Source organism: Streptomyces umbrinus (assembly GCF_030817415.1).
In the GTDB taxonomy this organism is placed as follows: Bacteria; Actinomycetota; Actinomycetes; order Streptomycetales; family Streptomycetaceae; genus Streptomyces; species Streptomyces umbrinus_A.
In genome coordinates, this window is sequence record NZ_JAUSZI010000002.1 from 1,560,189 (window position 1) to 1,575,298 (window position 15,110).

At 69.9% G+C, this 15,110-nt stretch carries 17 protein-coding genes; 9 read left to right on the top strand and 8 right to left on the bottom strand.

Translation table 11 applies throughout. The annotated features are described in order from the left end of the window. Positions 1 to 187: 187 nt before the first annotated feature. Entirely contained in the window at positions 188 to 826 is a 639-nt protein-coding gene (locus tag QF035_RS07700) for a hypothetical protein (protein ID WP_307519166.1), read from the bottom strand. Positions 827 to 1,433: 607 nt separating this feature from the next. Here QF035_RS07700 and QF035_RS07705 point away from each other — a divergent pair. The 4 genes from QF035_RS07705 to QF035_RS07720 all read left to right on the top strand — a co-directional run bounded on the left by QF035_RS07705 (position 1,434) and on the right by QF035_RS07720 (position 4,421). Continuing rightward, positions 1,434 to 2,084, top strand: a complete 651-nt coding sequence (locus tag QF035_RS07705; protein WP_266758159.1) for a DUF4230 domain-containing protein — start codon at positions 1,434 to 1,436, stop codon at positions 2,082 to 2,084. A 10-nt stretch (positions 2,085 to 2,094) separates the two neighbouring features. Continuing rightward, positions 2,095 to 2,283 carry a hypothetical protein gene (locus tag QF035_RS07710; protein WP_307519168.1) on the top strand — a complete coding sequence of 63 codons (189 nt, stop codon included), beginning with the start codon at positions 2,095 to 2,097 and terminating at the stop codon, positions 2,281 to 2,283. A gap of 15 nt (positions 2,284 to 2,298) precedes the next feature. Continuing rightward, complete coding sequence (locus tag QF035_RS07715) at positions 2,299 to 2,922, top strand: VanZ family protein (protein WP_307519170.1); 624 nt, start codon at positions 2,299 to 2,301, stop codon at positions 2,920 to 2,922. A 227-nt stretch (positions 2,923 to 3,149) separates the two neighbouring features. After that, complete coding sequence (locus tag QF035_RS07720; protein ID WP_307519171.1) at positions 3,150 to 4,421, top strand: ricin-type beta-trefoil lectin domain protein; 1,272 nt, start codon at positions 3,150 to 3,152, stop codon at positions 4,419 to 4,421. Between the two features lie 118 nt (positions 4,422 to 4,539). Here QF035_RS07720 and QF035_RS07725 read toward each other — a convergent pair whose 3' ends face one another. The 5 genes from QF035_RS07725 to QF035_RS07745 form a co-directional block, all read right to left on the bottom strand. Further along, the gene (locus QF035_RS07725; protein WP_307519172.1) at positions 4,540 to 5,001 is read right to left on the bottom strand and encodes a hypothetical protein; all 462 of its coding nucleotides are present in this window, start codon (positions 4,999 to 5,001) and stop codon (positions 4,540 to 4,542) included. 250 nt (positions 5,002 to 5,251) lie between these two features. Next, positions 5,252 to 5,623 carry a peptidase inhibitor family I36 protein gene (locus QF035_RS07730; RefSeq protein WP_307530954.1) on the bottom strand — a complete coding sequence of 124 codons (372 nt, stop codon included), beginning with the start codon at positions 5,621 to 5,623 and terminating at the stop codon, positions 5,252 to 5,254. Positions 5,624 to 5,625: 2 nt separating this feature from the next. Beyond that, on the bottom strand, positions 5,626 to 6,378 hold the full coding sequence (locus QF035_RS07735; protein WP_307519173.1) for a hypothetical protein: 753 nt from the start codon (positions 6,376 to 6,378) through the stop codon (positions 5,626 to 5,628). Between the two features lie 3 nt (positions 6,379 to 6,381). Continuing rightward, positions 6,382 to 6,747, bottom strand: coding sequence for a hypothetical protein (locus QF035_RS07740; protein WP_307519174.1), 366 nt, complete (start codon positions 6,745 to 6,747; stop codon positions 6,382 to 6,384). Positions 6,748 to 7,063: 316 nt separating this feature from the next. Further along, positions 7,064 to 7,300: a hypothetical protein gene (locus tag QF035_RS07745; protein WP_266758148.1), complete on the bottom strand. Its 237-nt coding sequence runs from the start codon at positions 7,298 to 7,300 to the stop codon at positions 7,064 to 7,066. A 179-nt stretch (positions 7,301 to 7,479) separates the two neighbouring features. Between QF035_RS07745 and QF035_RS07750 the strand changes: the two genes are divergently transcribed. After that, a complete protein-coding gene (locus tag QF035_RS07750; RefSeq protein WP_307530956.1) occupies positions 7,480 to 8,502 on the top strand; it encodes a PHP domain-containing protein in 1,023 nt (340 codons plus the stop codon). A gap of 294 nt (positions 8,503 to 8,796) precedes the next feature. After that, positions 8,797 to 9,756, top strand: coding sequence for an SDR family NAD(P)-dependent oxidoreductase (locus tag QF035_RS07755; protein WP_307519176.1), 960 nt, complete (start codon positions 8,797 to 8,799; stop codon positions 9,754 to 9,756). Positions 9,757 to 10,002: 246 nt separating this feature from the next. Here QF035_RS07755 and QF035_RS07760 read toward each other — a convergent pair whose 3' ends face one another. Further along, positions 10,003 to 10,269, bottom strand: a complete 267-nt coding sequence (locus QF035_RS07760; protein WP_307519177.1) for a hypothetical protein — start codon at positions 10,267 to 10,269, stop codon at positions 10,003 to 10,005. A gap of 149 nt (positions 10,270 to 10,418) precedes the next feature. Continuing rightward, entirely contained in the window at positions 10,419 to 11,714 is a 1,296-nt protein-coding gene (locus QF035_RS07765; RefSeq protein ID WP_307519178.1) for an ROK family transcriptional regulator, read from the bottom strand. A 166-nt stretch (positions 11,715 to 11,880) separates the two neighbouring features. Here QF035_RS07765 and QF035_RS07770 point away from each other — a divergent pair, with 166 nt between their 5' ends. Genes QF035_RS07770 through QF035_RS07780 form a run of 3 tightly spaced genes read left to right on the top strand, consistent with a single transcriptional unit; the run spans position 11,881 to position 15,077 of the window. Then, positions 11,881 to 13,197: an ABC transporter substrate-binding protein gene (locus QF035_RS07770; RefSeq protein ID WP_307519179.1), complete on the top strand. Its 1,317-nt coding sequence runs from the start codon at positions 11,881 to 11,883 to the stop codon at positions 13,195 to 13,197. Between the two features lie 7 nt (positions 13,198 to 13,204). Further along, the gene (locus tag QF035_RS07775; protein WP_307519180.1) at positions 13,205 to 14,194 is read left to right on the top strand and encodes a carbohydrate ABC transporter permease; all 990 of its coding nucleotides are present in this window, start codon (positions 13,205 to 13,207) and stop codon (positions 14,192 to 14,194) included. Positions 14,195 to 14,237: 43 nt separating this feature from the next. Further along, complete coding sequence (locus QF035_RS07780; protein ID WP_307530958.1) at positions 14,238 to 15,077, top strand: carbohydrate ABC transporter permease; 840 nt, start codon at positions 14,238 to 14,240, stop codon at positions 15,075 to 15,077. Positions 15,078 to 15,110 lie beyond the last annotated feature (33 nt).

Consider the following 15,110-nt stretch of genomic DNA (forward strand, 5'->3'; position numbering starts at 1 on the left):
TCACTCCGCCTCGGCGTGGACTCGCAGGTCCACCCCTGATCGCCCAGCCGTGCCGTCTCGGTGATCCCCCCGGATACGCACGGCTCGTCGAGTTCGCGCTGAGCGAGTTCGGGCAGACCACACCATTGGAGCCCGGGCCGCGCCCGGTTCGGCCCCGTCCTTCTGGCCGACCGCCTGGGCCTCGTCGTCAGCGCTCTGAAGGGATGACGGCGCTCCTTGGGCGGCCCGCGAGCCAGGCGGCGATCCGTTCCTTGAACTCGCGGTTGGCGTAGGGACTGTCGTGAAGCGAGATCCACTCCAGGTGCCGAAGGATGTTCTCCGAGCGGTCCGGGTGGCGTACCGCGAGCACGTCGACGCCGGTCTCGCCCGTCGAGGCATGGACGTACACGCTGGTGTCGAGGGCCATCATGGCGAAGCCCGGGTGGCCCCCGTGCACGCCGAGGAACGCCGATGCCGCGCCCCGGCCCATGATGTCCCAGCGCTCCAGGAGTTGGACCCGGGTCCAGACCGCAGGCGCGGCGTGACCGCCGCCGTGCAGGTTCCGCAGGGCGGCCCGGTGCGTCCGGGTGCCCTGTGGAAGCTGGACGAGGAACTCGCGCCGGTGGTCGAGAAGGCCCGACGAGACGGCGAGGTCGTACCAGTCCGCATTGAGTCGCTCGACGAGCCGCGGGGTGTCGTACCGGTGGGAGAAACCGCCGGTCACGTCCTCGGTGCCGTGTCCGAGGACGAACGGCATCGTGCCGTCGGGCACAGCGTTCGGGATCACCTCCAGGCCGGCCCGCCACAGCGGCCCGTACACCTTGCGCTCACGCTCCCGGACGCCCATCGATCACTGTTCTACCAGGGCCGACGCGCCAGAAAGCCCCCGGCCCGTCGCCTGCCCCCCTCGCCGACCTCCTGTCCCAACGGGCCAAGCCCCCGCATCAGTGCCCCGGTTGGGCTTGCTGCGCCTGGGGCTGGGCCAGTGGGTCGTTCACCTCACCCGGTTCGGCCCACGACGAGCTGGCAGAAGATCGGCTCGCCGCTCGTCGTCACCCGGTGCTGGAACCGAGTTCGTTCCAGCACGGTGAGACGTCAGTCGGCCACCAACTGGTAGCAGTCGAAGCGCTTGATCTTGCCCTCCACCAGCTCGAACACGTCGCAGCAGCGGCGTCCATCCGGTTCCCGGTCGGCTCGAGCGTGCCGAGGACCGCCCAAAGGCAGGGCCCCACAGTCACCTCAGCCGGAGCGTGTCCTTCGCGTCCCGATGAGGCAGGGAACGACGGGGTTGGCGGAAGACACCTTGTGTGGCTGTCCGTTGCTCGTGGTGCGCCTCGGGCAACAGCCCTCGCACCGGGAAGTCACCGAGTCCTTACGCAGTCGACCATTCGGTCAACACGCCTGTCTGGCCAGGGATTTGGGGGGCACTAGGAAGGAGGAAGGAGGGCGGCCACATGACGACGTCCCTGAAGCGCATGCCCGGATGGGCCAAGATCCTGAGCGCGGTCGTGCTGGTTCTGGTGATACTCGGTGCCGGACTGCAGCTGAGCCTGCTGCCCGGTCTGCGTGACGTGTTCCGCGAGGAAACCCACGACCGGACAGGACCCACACTCCTCAAGTCCATTCAGGACATGAGCCGTTACGACGCCGCCTCGGGCAACTTCCAGGTGGTGGTGGATCTGGAGAAGGACACCAAGTACCTGCCGGACGCGGTCCGCGGCACCCGCACCCTGTACGTGGGCGCGGGCACCGTGGACGCCTACGTCGACCTCGGAAAGATCCGCGACGAGGATGTGAAGGTCAACAAGGACCGCACATCGGCCACGCTCAGGCTCCCCCACGCAGCCCTGGGCAAGCCCGCACTCGACCCCGACCAGTCCTACGCCGTCTCCAAGCAGCGCGGTCTCCTCGACCGGCTCGGCGACGTCTTCTCGGACAACCCGAACGACGAGCGGGCCGTCCAGCGGCTCGCCGCCCGCCACATCGGTGACGCCGCGAAGAAGACCGAACTGACCGCCCGCGCCGAGGAGAACACCACCGGCATGCTCAAGGGGCTGCTGGGCTCGCTTGGTTTCAAGGAAGTGAAGGTGACGTACGGGTCATGAGCCTCGGCCCATGACTCCGGCCCGTGACCTCGGCCCGCGCACGCCTGTCGACGCCACCGTCGCCCTCCGGCCCGAACACACCGATCGCTCCGGCAGCACAAAGGAATGCCGGGGCGATCGGCGGCTCGGACCCGGCGCACATGTCGTCGGCATCTTCGACCCCTTCGGGGGTACTCGCCTGTCCTCGGACGACAGTTGAAAACTGGAGGGTTGAATGGCCCGCGCAGTGTCACGCCCGCGCATCGCACTACGCCTTCGCTCCACATCTCATTCCGGCGCCAAGAAAGCCAGCCCTCGCACCAAGAAGTCGCGCTCCCCCGGCACCAAGTCCGACCCCCGCCCGTCGACGGCTGCGGGCGAACGACGGCCGCTTCCCTTTGTCGTACGGTTCCTGGTCATGCTCATCGCCTTCGCGGCGATGGTGGCCTTCGCCGCCGCGCTGGCCCAGATCACGTTGCAGCCGTCGCCGGCCTCCGAGGCCCTGACGCACAGCAACCTGCATCCGGGCCGTTCCCTGCGCGCCTATCTGGACCAGCCCGAACTGCGTGACGCCTTCAAGCAGATCGGCGGCAACCTCGTCCTCGGCATCCCCTTCGGGGTGCTGCTGCCCGTCCTGGTCCCCAAGGCGCGCGGGATCCTGCGAGTGCTCCTCCTTACGGCGGCCGTGATGATGATGGTCGAGCTGGTGCAGGGGGCGGTGATCACCGGGCGCGCCTTCGACGTCGACGACGTCATCCTCAACACCAGCGGGGCGCTCTTCGGTTACCTGCTCCTCGGCCGGCGGCTGAACCGTGCGGTGCATCCGCGCAAGCGCCGCCGCAAGAACTCGGAGGCGTGAAGGCCTCAAGTCTTGAAGGTGTGAACGCGCGGAGCCCGGTGCGAGGCGGCACGGGAGAGCTTGAAGGCGTGAAGTCGTGAGGGTGGGCGTCAAGTTGTGAAGGAATGGTACGTACCAAAGTCTTGACGTCCCCTTACCTCACCTCTTAAATCAAGAGTCGAAGCGCGCACCCCCCACCTCAGTCGGCACCCATCCCCCACAGGGATCGCCGTACGGAAGGGAGAGTCGTGGACTCGCCACGCCTGCTCCGCAGATGCCTCCTCGCCACCCTGTCCGCCGTACTCCTCGCATCCGCCGCGGTTCTGCCCGCGCACGCGGATGCGGGGCGGGCCGCCGCCGGACAGGCGGCCCCCGAGCCGAAGGCCGCCGCGGCCGTGACGTTCTCGGACACCTTCGACGGCGCCGCCGGTTCGGCCGTCAACTCCTCGAAATGGCAGATCGAGACCGGCGACAACGTCAACAACCACGAACGGCAGTACTACACGTCCGGCGCCAGCAACGCGGCCCTGGACGGCCAGGGCCACCTGGTGATCACAGCTCGCCGCGAGAACCCGAACAACTACCAGTGCTGGTACGGGCGTTGTGAGTACACCTCGGCCCGCCTCAACACGGCGGGCAAGTTCACGACGACGTACGGCCGGGTCGAGGCCAGGCTGAAGGTGCCGCGCGGGCAGGGCATGTGGCCCGCCTTCTGGATGCTCGGCAACGACATCGGACAGGTCGGCTGGCCCAACTCGGGCGAGATCGACATCATGGAGAACGTCGGCTTCGAGCCCTCGACGATCCATGGCACCCTGCACGGCCCCGGCTACTCCGGCTCGGGCGGCATCGGCGCCGCCTACTCACTCCCGGGCGGGCAGGCTTTCGCCGACGCCTTCCACACCTTCGCCATCGACTGGAGCCCCGACGCGGTCACCTGGTCCGTGGACGGCAATGTCTACCAGCGGCGCACCCCTGCCGATCTGGGCGGCAGGCAGTGGGTGTTCAACAAGCCGTTCTTCCTGATCCTCAACCTCGCGGTGGGCGGCTACTGGCCGGGCGACCCGGACGGCTCGACCCAGTTCCCCCAGCAACTCGTCGTGGACGAGGTGAAGGTGACGACGAGCGACGGCTCCGGTGGCGGTGCGCCCATCAGGGGGCTCGCGGGCAAGTGCGTCGACGTGGCGGGCGCGAGTTCCGCCAACGGCACGCCCGTTCAGCTCTACGACTGCAACAGCTCCGCCGCCCAGCAGTGGACCGTGGCCTCCGACGGCTCGATCCGGGCGCTGGGCAAGTGCCTGGACGTCACGGGCAACGGCACGGCGGACGGTTCGACCGTGCAGCTCTGGGACTGCGGGAGCGGGGCCAATCAACGCTGGGTGGTCAGCGCGGCCGGCGACATCGTGAACCCACAGGCCAACAAGTGCCTGGACGTGACGGGCAACAACTCCGCCAACGGCACACGGCTCCAGATCTGGACGTGCTCGGGCGGAGCCAACCAGAAGTGGACCGTGGGCTGACCGGACGGAACAGCTGACCGACGCGGGAGCACTACCCGCCGACGCGAGAGCACTACCCGCAGGTGCGGGCGTACGGCCGACAGACGAGGGGAGTCGGCCGTACGCCCGCACCGGCTTGTCACTCGGTCGCCTCGCAGTCGGTGTCCTGCAGCTGGATCGGCCGCGTGGCGTCCAGGCCGACATACGCCGTGAAGGTCGCCGTGTCCTGACCCTGCTCGCCCCAGTGCGTGGTCACCGTGGCGTAGCCGACGCCCGCGGACTGGGCCGTGCTGACCGGGCCGATGTCGATGGACCGCGGCTCGTTCTGCGCGCAGAGCAGGACGTCGACGCCCTCGCTCTGCGCGACCTTCTCCTTCAGGTGCTCGGAGATGCCGTACTTCCGGGCGAAGTCGCCGGGCCCGTGGTCGCCGTAGAAGTCCCCGAGGAAGGTGTGGATCTCCTCGGCGGTGTACCGGTCGTTCGGGTCCGCGGCGGGTGCGGCGGAGGCCGGAGCGGTGGAAGCGAGTCCGAGACCGAGGACGGCCGCGCAGCCGAGGGCGAGAGCGACGCGCCTGGTCGGGCGCGTGACGGTGCGGAACATGTGAGTACCCCGTTTTTTCCTTGCTGTGCCCATGAGTTGGGCTGGTCACAGGAGCAGACCCGCCGCCCCAGGCGGGCGTTGTGCTCTCCTCCGTCGCTGTTGCCGTTCCCGGACATCTGCCGCACATTCGTCACGCACTCCCTCGTGCGCCCCGTTCGTCATACGCCCCGTCAGTCACGTGGCACGCCCGATCGCTCGGGCGTGCCACTCCCCTCCTGAAGTCACCCGCCGGGCGCGCGGCCGGCGGCTGTCAGCAGTTCATGGCCCACGTGTGCGAGTCGCCGCGGTCGTTGGCCACGCCGTTGTAACCGACCTCCTGTCCGGGTGAGAGACAGATCGTCATGTCGCCGCCCTGCCCGGAGTTCTCGTACACCCGGACGTGGTCCTTGATTCCGGGTCCTGAGATGCCGTGGTTGGCCCAGGAGGAGTCGGTGTCGGCGATCCAGCTCTCCCACCAGCCGTCGTCGCCCGACCAGTTGGCCCGCTGACCGCCGAAGTTCGCGTTCTCCCAGACGCAGAACTCTCCGCTCGGACAGCTGGCGGCGCCGGCGGGCGAGGCCAGGGCCAGACCGCCGCTCAGGGCGAGGACGGCCGCGGCGGCGGAGACGGCGAAGCGCTTGATGATCACGAAGGGGTACTGCCTTTCTCTCGGTTCTCCGGAACGGTCCGCTCGGCGTACAGATCCGCCGCGCGGTGCAGTGCGCGGGTGCGCAGCTGCCGGTAGGTGGTCAACTGGTCGCGCCGCTCGGCGCGGACCTGGTCCAGCAGGGCCGGTTCCAACCGGGCGCGCACCGCGCCGAGGCCGCTCTCGCGGTCGCAGCGCGCGGCGACGGCCGGGTCGGGCCGCTCGGGCCTCGGTCCGTGGTCCGGTGTGACGCAGTGGACCCAACGGCCGTGCGCCGCCCGGTGGTCGGGGTCGCCCTTCAGCCGCAGCCCGGCCTCGGCGCGGAGGTTGTTCACGACGACCTGGGCGCGGAACCAGCGTCGCTCGTCCCCGTACAGCTCGCGCTGCGCGGCGGCGAGGCAGCCGTCGGTGTGTGCCTTGACGGTGTATCCGGTGGCGAGGGTGATGGACAGTTCGGTACGGCCGCGGCCGAAGAGGGCGCCCTGCAGCCGCCGGTCCGCGACGTCATCGGTTCCGTCTTCCGGCCGTTCGCCGACGGCTCCTTTCAAGGACAGCCCCCGCCGGGCCAGGCACCGTTCGACGAGAATCTGCTGAGCCGCCTTGATGAGGTCGTCCCGCTCCCGCTCGGTCCTGGGCAGCGCAGGCGCGTCCCGTCCGGCGCCGGTCTGCGTGGCGCACCCGCTCAGTGCCAGCAACGCCAGCAGCGCCAATACGACCGGGGCAGCGGCGCCGAGCGCACGCAGCAGTCGCACGGCTCAGCCGACCTCGCAGCCCATCGTGGTGTCGGACACCCCGTCGAGCCGGGCGCCCCAGGGCCAGTTGTCGGCCAGGTCGTGCGCCCGGATCAGCCGGTGGTAACAGGTGTCACGGGCCCAGTCGATGGCGTACACGGCGGTGTTCGCGTCCGAGCGGAACGAGGCCGCCTTGTCGTGCAGGGACTCCGGTACGTCCGTATAGCCCGGTGGTCTGTAGCACCAGGACGTGCCGTGCTGTCCGGCCCCGGTCCAGAAGCACACGGAGCCCGCGGCGGGTGCCGTCGGCGCGGCCGTCGTGACGGGAGCGGCGCCCAGGACGGTGACGGCGGCGAGCAGGGCCGCGGGCAGGGCGAGGCGACGGAACATGACGACTCCAGTCGTACGAGGGAGGGATATGCGCAGGGCAACCTGGCCGGATCGTGATCACGGTGACCGCCAAGATCAAAGTGCCCTCGTGGGAGCGGGCCCATGCGCGGCAGCGCTCGCCTCCCGGTGCATTCCGATGCGCGAAGCCGTCCCGCCCGCGACGGCTCACCACGGCGCGAAAACCCAGGTCCGCGCGCTCCCGAGCACATTCACCCGAACAGCGGGCGAGAACCATGACGCGCCCCCATAGGGGCGCGGGGAACTGCGCGACCAACCCCCACCGGCCCGCGGTGTACCCACTCCCTTCAGCGGAGCCCTACCGAAGATGCCAGGTGAGCTTGTCTCCACCGACCCACCGCACCACCGCGGGGTCATCGGCGTCATGCACCGGAATCCCGTACGCCGCGGCGGCCATCAGGACGTCCGTGAAGCTCCTGGCCTCGCCGATGACAGCGCCGTCGATCTCCACGATGCGGAAGGGCGGATCGCCGGGCTGGACGCCCAGGACCGTGATCCGCGGGTGCGAGATGTGGGGGCTTGCGATTTCAGTCATGATCCCACCGGTTCCACACGCGTGCCGCCGATAAGCCTGCCCGGGCGGCACTGTCGGTCGTCGTGGCACTCGGCGGCGCCGGCCTGGCCGGCGTCCGTACGAGGTCGCAGTTCATGGTGGCACAAGGCGACCCTGTCGGCTGCCGTGCGGGCGGCGGCGGGCTGCGCCAGGCTGGACGTATGGACCCGGCCGAGGCCCTGGACCGGATCGCGTTCCTGCTGGAGCGGTCCCTGGCCCCCACCTATCGCGTACAGGCGTTCCGCACGGCGGAGGGCGTCGTCACGGGGCTGCCCGCCGACGAGGTGGCCCGGCGGTCCGCCGAGGGGTCGCTGGAGTCACTGAAGGGCATCGGGCCGAAGACCGCGCAGGTGGTGCGCGAGGCGCTGGCCGGACAGGCACCGGGCTATCTGGAGAAGCTGGAACAGGAGGCCGCGGGGCCTCTCGTCCAGGGCGGTGAGGAGCTGCGGGCGCTGCTGCGCGGCGACTGCCATCTGCACTCGGACTGGTCCGACGGCGGCAGCCCCATCGAGGAGATGGGCCGTACAGCGGCGCGGCTCGGGCACGAGTGGGCGGTGCTCACCGACCACTCCCCGCGGCTCACGGTGGCGCGCGGGCTGTCCCCCGAGCGGCTGCGGGAACAGCTCGCCCTCGTCGCGGAACTCAATGAGCGCTGGGCTCCCTTCCGGCTGCTCACCGGTATCGAGTGCGACATCCTCGACGACGGGTCCCTCGACCAGGAGCCCGAGTTGCTGGACCGGCTCGATCTCGTTGTCGTGTCCGTGCACTCCAAGCTGCGGATGAACGCGGCCGCGATGACGCGCCGGATGGTCGCCGCCGTACGCGATCCGCACTCCGACGTACTGGGGCACTGCACGGGGCGGCTGGTCACCGGGCGCGGGCGGCCCGAGTCGGAGTTCGACGCGGACGAGGTCTTCGCCGCCTGTGCCGAGACGGGAACGGCGGTCGAGATCAACAGCCGCCCGGAGCGGCTGGACCCACCGCGCCGGCTGCTGCGCCGGGCGGTCGAGGCGGGTGTGCTGTTCTCCGTGGACACCGACGCCCACGCGCCCGGGCAGCTCGACTGGCAGCCGTACGGATGCGCGCGGGCCGAGGAGTGCGGGGTGCCTCCGGAGCGCGTGGTCAATACCTGGACCGCGGAGGAGCTGCTGGCGTGGACAGGGCGTCGTGAAACCCCGTCGTGACACACGTCACGGGAAACGCCGTGTGGACCTGGGAACACTCGCCGGTAGTTCCCCGTTGAATCAGCTGTGGGTGCGGATGGGACAGTGTCCCCGGGCCTCACCTTCCGCCCACAGGGAAGATCGTTCGGCTGAAGCCCTGTGGAGCACTCCGCCGAGAGGCGACCGCCATCCGTGGCCACCCACAGACGGCCCCGACCGTGATTCCCCCGTCCGGTCGGGGCCTTTCCCGTTCTCCGCGCGCCACGCCGGGCCCGGCTTGACTTCGAGGGCGCTTCAATTCGTAGCGTCGGCCGTATGACCACTGCACAGCACAAGATCGGTTCGGGATTCGGCCCCAGGAGCAGCGCGGACGACGTGCTCGACGGCATCGACCTCACGGGGAAGCTGGCGATCGTCACCGGCGGCTACTCGGGGCTCGGCCTGGAGACGACCCGCGCGCTCACCAGGGCCGGTGCCCGGGTCGTCGTCCCGGCGCGGCGCAGGCCGGTCGCCGAGGAGGCGGTCGCCGCCCTCGACGGTGTCGAGGTGGACGAGCTCGACCTCGGCGACCTGGACAGCGTCCGTGCCTTCGCCGAGAGGTTCCTCGCCTCGGACCGCACCATCGACATCCTCATCGACAACGCCGGGATCATGGCCTGCCCGGAGACCCGCGTCGGCCCCGGCTGGGAAGCCCAGTTCGCGACCAACCACCTGGGCCACTTCGCCCTCGTCAACCGGCTCTGGCCGGCGCTCGCCCCGGGCGGTGCCCGCGTCGTCTCCGTCTCCTCGGCCGGCCACCACTACTCCGACATCCGCTGGGACGACCCGCACTGGCGGCAGGGCTACGACAAGTGGCAGGCGTACGGACAGGCGAAGACCGCCAACGTCCTGTTCGCCGTACAGCTCGACGCCCTCGGCAAGGACTCCGGCGTACGGGCCTTCTCGCTGCACCCGGGCGGCATCCTCACCCCGCTCCAGCGGCACCTCCCCAAGGAGGAGATGGTCGAGCGCGGCTGGATCGACGAGAACGGCACCCCGCTGAACCCGGCCGGCTTCAAGACCCCCGAACAGGGCGCGGCCACCCAGGTGTGGGCGGCGACCTCGCCCCAGTTGTCCGGCATGGGCGGCGTCTACTGCGAGGACTGCGACATCTCCGACCCCGCCCCGGCCGACGGCGAACGCATCGGCGTACGCGACTACGCCGTCGACCCGGCGTCAGCGGCCCGCCTGTGGACACTCTCCGCGGAACTCACCGGCGTGAACGCCTTCGCCTGAGGACCTGACCCCGGCTGCGCGGTCGGGTCACCGTCCGGCTCTCATACACCGCCCCGAGAGGGGCGCGGGGAACTGCGCGACCAGCCCCCGCCGACCCGCAGACACCAAACGGCACCCCGGCGGAGCCGTTCCGTGCCCGCCTCGTCCGCGTCGGGGATGTCGGTGTCCGGCTCCGCCGCGCGGGCGCGACCGGCCATGGACGACCATCGGCGCGCCGGGCGCGAATGGCCCGGCCGACGTACAGGCTCAGGCCGGGGACTCCTCCGCCCCCGGGTGTTCGGGGTGCACCGTGCTGCTGGAGGCCTCGTCGCCGCGCCGACGCGTGCCCGCCTCGTCGGTGTCGGGGATGTCGGTGTGCCGCTCCGGCGCGTCCTCGTCGGAGCCCTCGTTCCGCGTGGGGTCGGCGGGCGTGACGTCCCAGCGGTCCCCGCCCTCCTGGGCCTGTTGGTCGGGCATGTCCCGGGGGACGGGACCCGCGTCCTCCTCGGGCCTCTTCGTCCGGTCGTCGCTCACGGCGCGCTCCCCTCCTCGTCGGTGTGACTCCTGGCCGCGCGGAACTCCTCGTCGGACGGAATTCGTCGTCGGGCGGAAATCCGCCGGACCTCCGCGTCGGCCCTGGTGCGGGTACCTGCCGACGCGACCGGTGAAACCCCCGGAAGGCGTCAATGCGGAGCGCGTTCCTCCATGGCCGCGCGCCAGGCCGGGAGCTGGTTGTCGCCCGGTTCGGGGCCCGGGCGTCGTCCGCCGTGCGCGAAGAAGTCGGCGAGCGGGAGGATCGCCGCGCCGACCGTGACCGCGTCGGGGCCGAGGGCGCCGAGCTCGATGGTGACCCGCTCGGCGGGATGACGGAGTGCGTACGAGGCCGCGTGTTCGCGGACGGCGGGCAGGAAGCGGGAGCCGAGCTGGAGTCCGGCCCAGCCGCCGATGAGGATGCGCTCGGGCTGGAAGAGGTTGATGAGGTCGGAGAGGCCCGCGCCCAGGTACTCGGCCGTCTCCTCCAGGACGGCGAGCGCGATCGGGTCGGCCGCCGCCGAGGCGTCCGCGGGATAGGCGGCGGCGAGCATCGCGGTGAGGGCGGTCTCCTCGTCGACCCGCTTCGGCGGCTGTCCTCCCGCCTCCTCCCAGCGCTCCAGGAGGGCTTCGGCGCCCGCGTAGGCCTCCAGGCAGCCGAGCGCGCCGCACCGGCAGCGGCGCCCCCTGACCCGTACGGTCAGATGCCCCCACTCCACGGCCCGGCCGCGCTCCACGTCGTCCGTGACGAGGCTGGCGCCGACGCCGGAGCCGAAGAGGACCACGACCGCGTTGTCCGCGCCGCGTCCGGCGCCGAACCACATCTCGGCCTGGCCGAGCGTCTTGGCTCCGTTGTCGGTGAAGTACGGGACGGAGTCCGGGAGCGCGCAGGCGGTGCGGAGCAGGGACTCCAGCGGGACGGCCGGCCAGCCGATGGTCTGGCCGTGCACCACGGCGCCCTCGGCCGGAGTGCGCTCCACTATGCCGGGCACTCCGATGCCGACGCCCAGCAGCCGCTCGGGGGCGATCTCGGCAGCGGCGAGGACCTCGGTGATGCCGTCGCGGATGTGGCCGACGATGACGTCGACGTCGTAGCCCTGATGCTCCAAGGGCCGTTCCGTGCGGGCGAGTTCGGTGAGGGTGAGGTCGAACAGCTCGACGCGTACGCGGGTCTCGCCGACGTCCACGCCGATCATGTGGCCGCTGGCGGGGGCGACCCGCAGCAGAGTGCGTGGGCGGCCGCCGTCCGAATCGACGCTGCCCGCCTCCTCCACCAGACCGTCGCCGACGAGCTCGGCGACGACGTTGCTGATGGAACCGGAACTCAGTCCGGTGGCCGGACCGAGCTCGAAGCGGCTCATCGGTCCCTCGAAGTAGAGCCGCCGCAGCACGGCTGTGCGATTGCCCCGCCGCAGGTCACGCACCGTGCGCCCGTTCCGCCCCGCCATGTGGTTCCTTCCCGCCGTCCCCCGACCTGCAAGATACCCCTGCGTCATCCCTTGACGCGAGTTTCTTCCGGGTCTTAACTCACGTTCTAAATTAAGCCGTGAGGGCGTTCGAGAAGTGAACGCGGCGCCCTCGCGCATCTCCCTCCGGGAAGGGACGCCAGACGTCATGCGCAGAACCCGAGCCGCGGCCGCGAGCGCGGTCACCGTCTCCATGCTGGCCGCCGTGACCGCCTGCGGCGGTGGCTCGTCGACGGACGGCGGGTCCAACGACTCGCCGAAGACGCTCACCTACTGGGCCTCCAACCAGGGGCCGAGCATCGAGGCCGACAAGAAGATCCTCACGCCCGAGCTGAAGAAGTTCGAGAAGGACACCGGCATCAAGGTCAAGCTGGAGGTCATCCCCTGGTCCGACCTCCTCAACCGCATCCTCGCCGCGACCACTTCGGGCCAGGGCCCGGACGTGCTCAACATCGGCAACACCTGGTCGGCCTCGCTCCAGGCGACCGGCGCGCTGCTGCCCTGGGACGCCAAGAACTTCGACAAGATCGGTGGCAAGGACCGGTTCGTCGAGTCGGCGCTCGGCTCGGCGGGGGCCACCGGCTCGGATCCGGCGGCGGTGCCGCTGTACTCGATGGCGTATGCGCTCTACTACAACAAGAAGATGTTCGCGGACGCGGGGATATCCGGGCCGCCCGCAACCTGGGACGACCTGGTCGCCGACGGGAAGAAGATCTCCAAGGACGGCAAGTGGGCGCTGGCCGCCGAGGGTTCGAACCCGTCGGAGAACATCCACCACGTCTTCGTCCTCGGCAAGCAGCACGGCGCCGACTTCTTCGACGCCGACGGGAAGCCCGACTTCACCTCCGACGGGGCCGTCGCGGCGGTCAAGCAGTACGTCGATCTGATGGCCAAGGACAAGGTCGTCGCGCCCGGAAACGCCGAGTACGCGCAGAACCAGTCGCTGCAGGACTTCGCCAAGGACAAGACGGCGATGGTGCTGTGGCAGACCGCCGCGACCACGCTAGAGGCGCACGGCATGAGCGACGACGAGTGGGGTGTCGCACCGGTGCCGGTCCAGTCCGGCAGCCCGGGGGCGGACACCGCCGTCAACTCGATGGTGGCGGGCATCAACCTGGCCGTCTTCAAGAACACCGACAACATCGACGGCGCCCTGAAGTTCGTGAAGTTCATGACGAGCGACGCCGAACAGAAGACGCTCAACAAGACGTACGGGTCCATCCCCCCGGTCACGGCGGCCCAGGAGGACCCCGCGTTCAGCACGCCCGCGCTGAAGGTGATCAGAGACACGCTCGCCAAGAGCGCGGCCCCGCTGCCCCAGGTGCCCAACGAGTCGCAGTTCGAGACGGCGGTCGGCACGGCCGTGAAGGAACTGTTCGCGGACGCGGCGGCCGGACGACCGGTCACGACCGCCTCGGTCAAGGAGAAGCTCTCCGAGGCTCAGCAGCAGATGCCGAAGAAGTGAGCGTTCGATGACCGTGACCGCTCAACCCGCGGTCGGGGAGGAGGCGTTGCCCGGTGCGACAGGGCCCACCCCGCGCCGCCGCACCGGGCGAGTACGCCGTATCGCCCTGCCGTACCTGCTCCTCCTGCCCGCCCTGCTGCTCGAACTCCTCGTCCATCTGGTGCCGATGGTCATCGGCATCGTGATGAGCTTCAAGGAGCTCACGCAGTTCTACATCCGCGACTGGGGCGCCGCGCCCTGGGCGGGGTTCGACAACTACAGCCTGTCCGTGGACTTCGACGCGCCCGTCGGCGAGGCGCTGCTCCACTCCTTCTTCGTCACCTGTGCCTTCACCGTGCTGTCCGTCGGCCTGTGCTGGCTGCTCGGCACGGTGGCCGCGGTCTACATGCAGGAGACGTTCCGCGGCCGCGGCTTCCTGCGCGCGGTCTTCCTCATCCCGTACGCGCTTCCGGTGTACGCGGCCGTCATCACCTGGGCGTTCATGTTCCAGCGCGACAACGGCCTGGTGAACCACGTGCTGCACGACCAACTGGGCCTCACCGACAGCCCGTCCTTCTGGCTGATCGGCGACAACAGCTTCGTCGCACTGCTCGTCGTGTCGGTGTGGAAGGGCTGGCCGTTCGCCTTCCTCATCGTGATGGCGGGCCTGCAGAACATCCCCAAGGAACTGTACGAGGCCGCGGCGATCGACGGGGCCGGCATGGTCCAGCAGATCCGCCGCATCACGCTGCCCTCGCTGCGCCCGGTCAACCAGGTGCTCGTCCTGGTGCTCTTCCTGTGGACGTTCAACGACTTCAACACGCCGTACGTGCTGTTCGGCCAGGCGGCACCGGAGGCGGCGGACCTGATCTCGATCCACATCTACCAGTCGTCGTTCGTGACATGGAACTTCGGGACGGGATCGGCGATGTCCGTGATGCTGCTGCTGTTCCTGCTGGTCGTGACAGGCATCTACCTCGTCCTGACCTCGCGCGGACGGAGGGCCGCCGATGTCTAGCCAGTCGCTGTCCAAGCGGTCAGTGTCGGCGCCGCGGTCGCCGATGGCCGCGCCGCGGTCCTTCCTCTGGTCGCGCCGGATCTTCCTCACCCTGCTGACCGGCTTCGTCCTGCTGCCGGTGTACGTGATGCTGTCCAGCTCGCTGAAGCCGCTGCAGGACGTGTCGGGAGAGTTCCGCTGGGTGCCCAGCGGGCTGACCATCCGCCCGTACATCGACATCTGGTCGACCGTTCCGCTGGCGAAGTACTTCGTCAACTCGCTGATCGTGGCGGGCGCGGCGACGGTCTGCTCGGTGGTGATCGCGATCTTCGCCGCGTACGGGGTCAGCCGCTACCGCTTCCGCGGGAAACGCCTGTTCACCGTGACCGTGCTGTCCACCCAGATGTTCCCCGGGATCCTCTTCCTGCTCCCGCTGTTCCTGATCTACGTGAACATCGGCAACGCCACCGGCATCGCGCTCTTCGGCTCGCGGATCGGCCTGATCCTCACCTATCTGACGTTCTCGCTGCCGTTCTCGATCTGGATGCTGATCGGCTACTTCGAGTCGGTGCCGCGGGACTTGGACGAGGCGGCGATGGTGGACGGCTGCGGGCCACTCGGCGCTCTCTTCCGGGTCGTCGTGCCCGCCGCGGTCCCCGGAATCGTCGCGGTCGCGGTGTACGCGTTCATGACCGCGTGGGGCGAAGTGCTGTTCGCGTCGGTGATGACCAACGACACCACCCGCACGCTCGCCGTCGGTCTCAAGGGCTATGCCACGCAGAACGACGTGTACTGGAACCAGGTCATGGCCGCCTCGCTCGTCGTGAGCGTCCCCGTGGTCGCCGGGTTCCTGCTGCTCCAGCGCTATCTGGTCGCCGGGCTCACCGCCGGAGCCGTGAAGTGACCGACTCCTCCTCGCGCTCCAACTCCCCTTCCT

Excerpts from the sequence above, each read along its gene's own strand:
- QF035_RS07700 (WP_307519166.1), bottom strand. The coding sequence starts at position 826 with ATGGGCGTCCGGGAGCGTGAGCGCAAGGTGTACGGGCCGCTGTGGCGG.
- QF035_RS07705 (WP_266758159.1), top strand. The coding sequence starts at position 1,434 with ATGACGACGTCCCTGAAGCGCATGCCCGGATGGGCCAAGATCCTGAGC.
- QF035_RS07710 (WP_307519168.1), top strand. The coding sequence starts at position 2,095 with ATGACTCCGGCCCGTGACCTCGGCCCGCGCACGCCTGTCGACGCCACC.
- QF035_RS07715 (WP_307519170.1), top strand. The coding sequence starts at position 2,299 with ATGGCCCGCGCAGTGTCACGCCCGCGCATCGCACTACGCCTTCGCTCC.
- QF035_RS07725 (WP_307519172.1), bottom strand. The coding sequence starts at position 5,001 with ATGTTCCGCACCGTCACGCGCCCGACCAGGCGCGTCGCTCTCGCCCTC.
- QF035_RS07740 (WP_307519174.1), bottom strand. The coding sequence starts at position 6,747 with ATGTTCCGTCGCCTCGCCCTGCCCGCGGCCCTGCTCGCCGCCGTCACC.
- QF035_RS07745 (WP_266758148.1), bottom strand. The coding sequence starts at position 7,300 with ATGACTGAAATCGCAAGCCCCCACATCTCGCACCCGCGGATCACGGTC.
- QF035_RS07750 (WP_307530956.1), top strand. The coding sequence starts at position 7,480 with ATGGACCCGGCCGAGGCCCTGGACCGGATCGCGTTCCTGCTGGAGCGG.
- QF035_RS07755 (WP_307519176.1), top strand. The coding sequence starts at position 8,797 with ATGACCACTGCACAGCACAAGATCGGTTCGGGATTCGGCCCCAGGAGC.
- QF035_RS07765 (WP_307519178.1), bottom strand. The coding sequence starts at position 11,714 with ATGGCGGGGCGGAACGGGCGCACGGTGCGTGACCTGCGGCGGGGCAAT.
- QF035_RS07770 (WP_307519179.1), top strand. The coding sequence starts at position 11,881 with ATGCGCAGAACCCGAGCCGCGGCCGCGAGCGCGGTCACCGTCTCCATG.
- QF035_RS07775 (WP_307519180.1), top strand. The coding sequence starts at position 13,205 with ATGACCGTGACCGCTCAACCCGCGGTCGGGGAGGAGGCGTTGCCCGGT.
- QF035_RS07780 (WP_307530958.1), top strand. The coding sequence starts at position 14,238 with ATGGCCGCGCCGCGGTCCTTCCTCTGGTCGCGCCGGATCTTCCTCACC.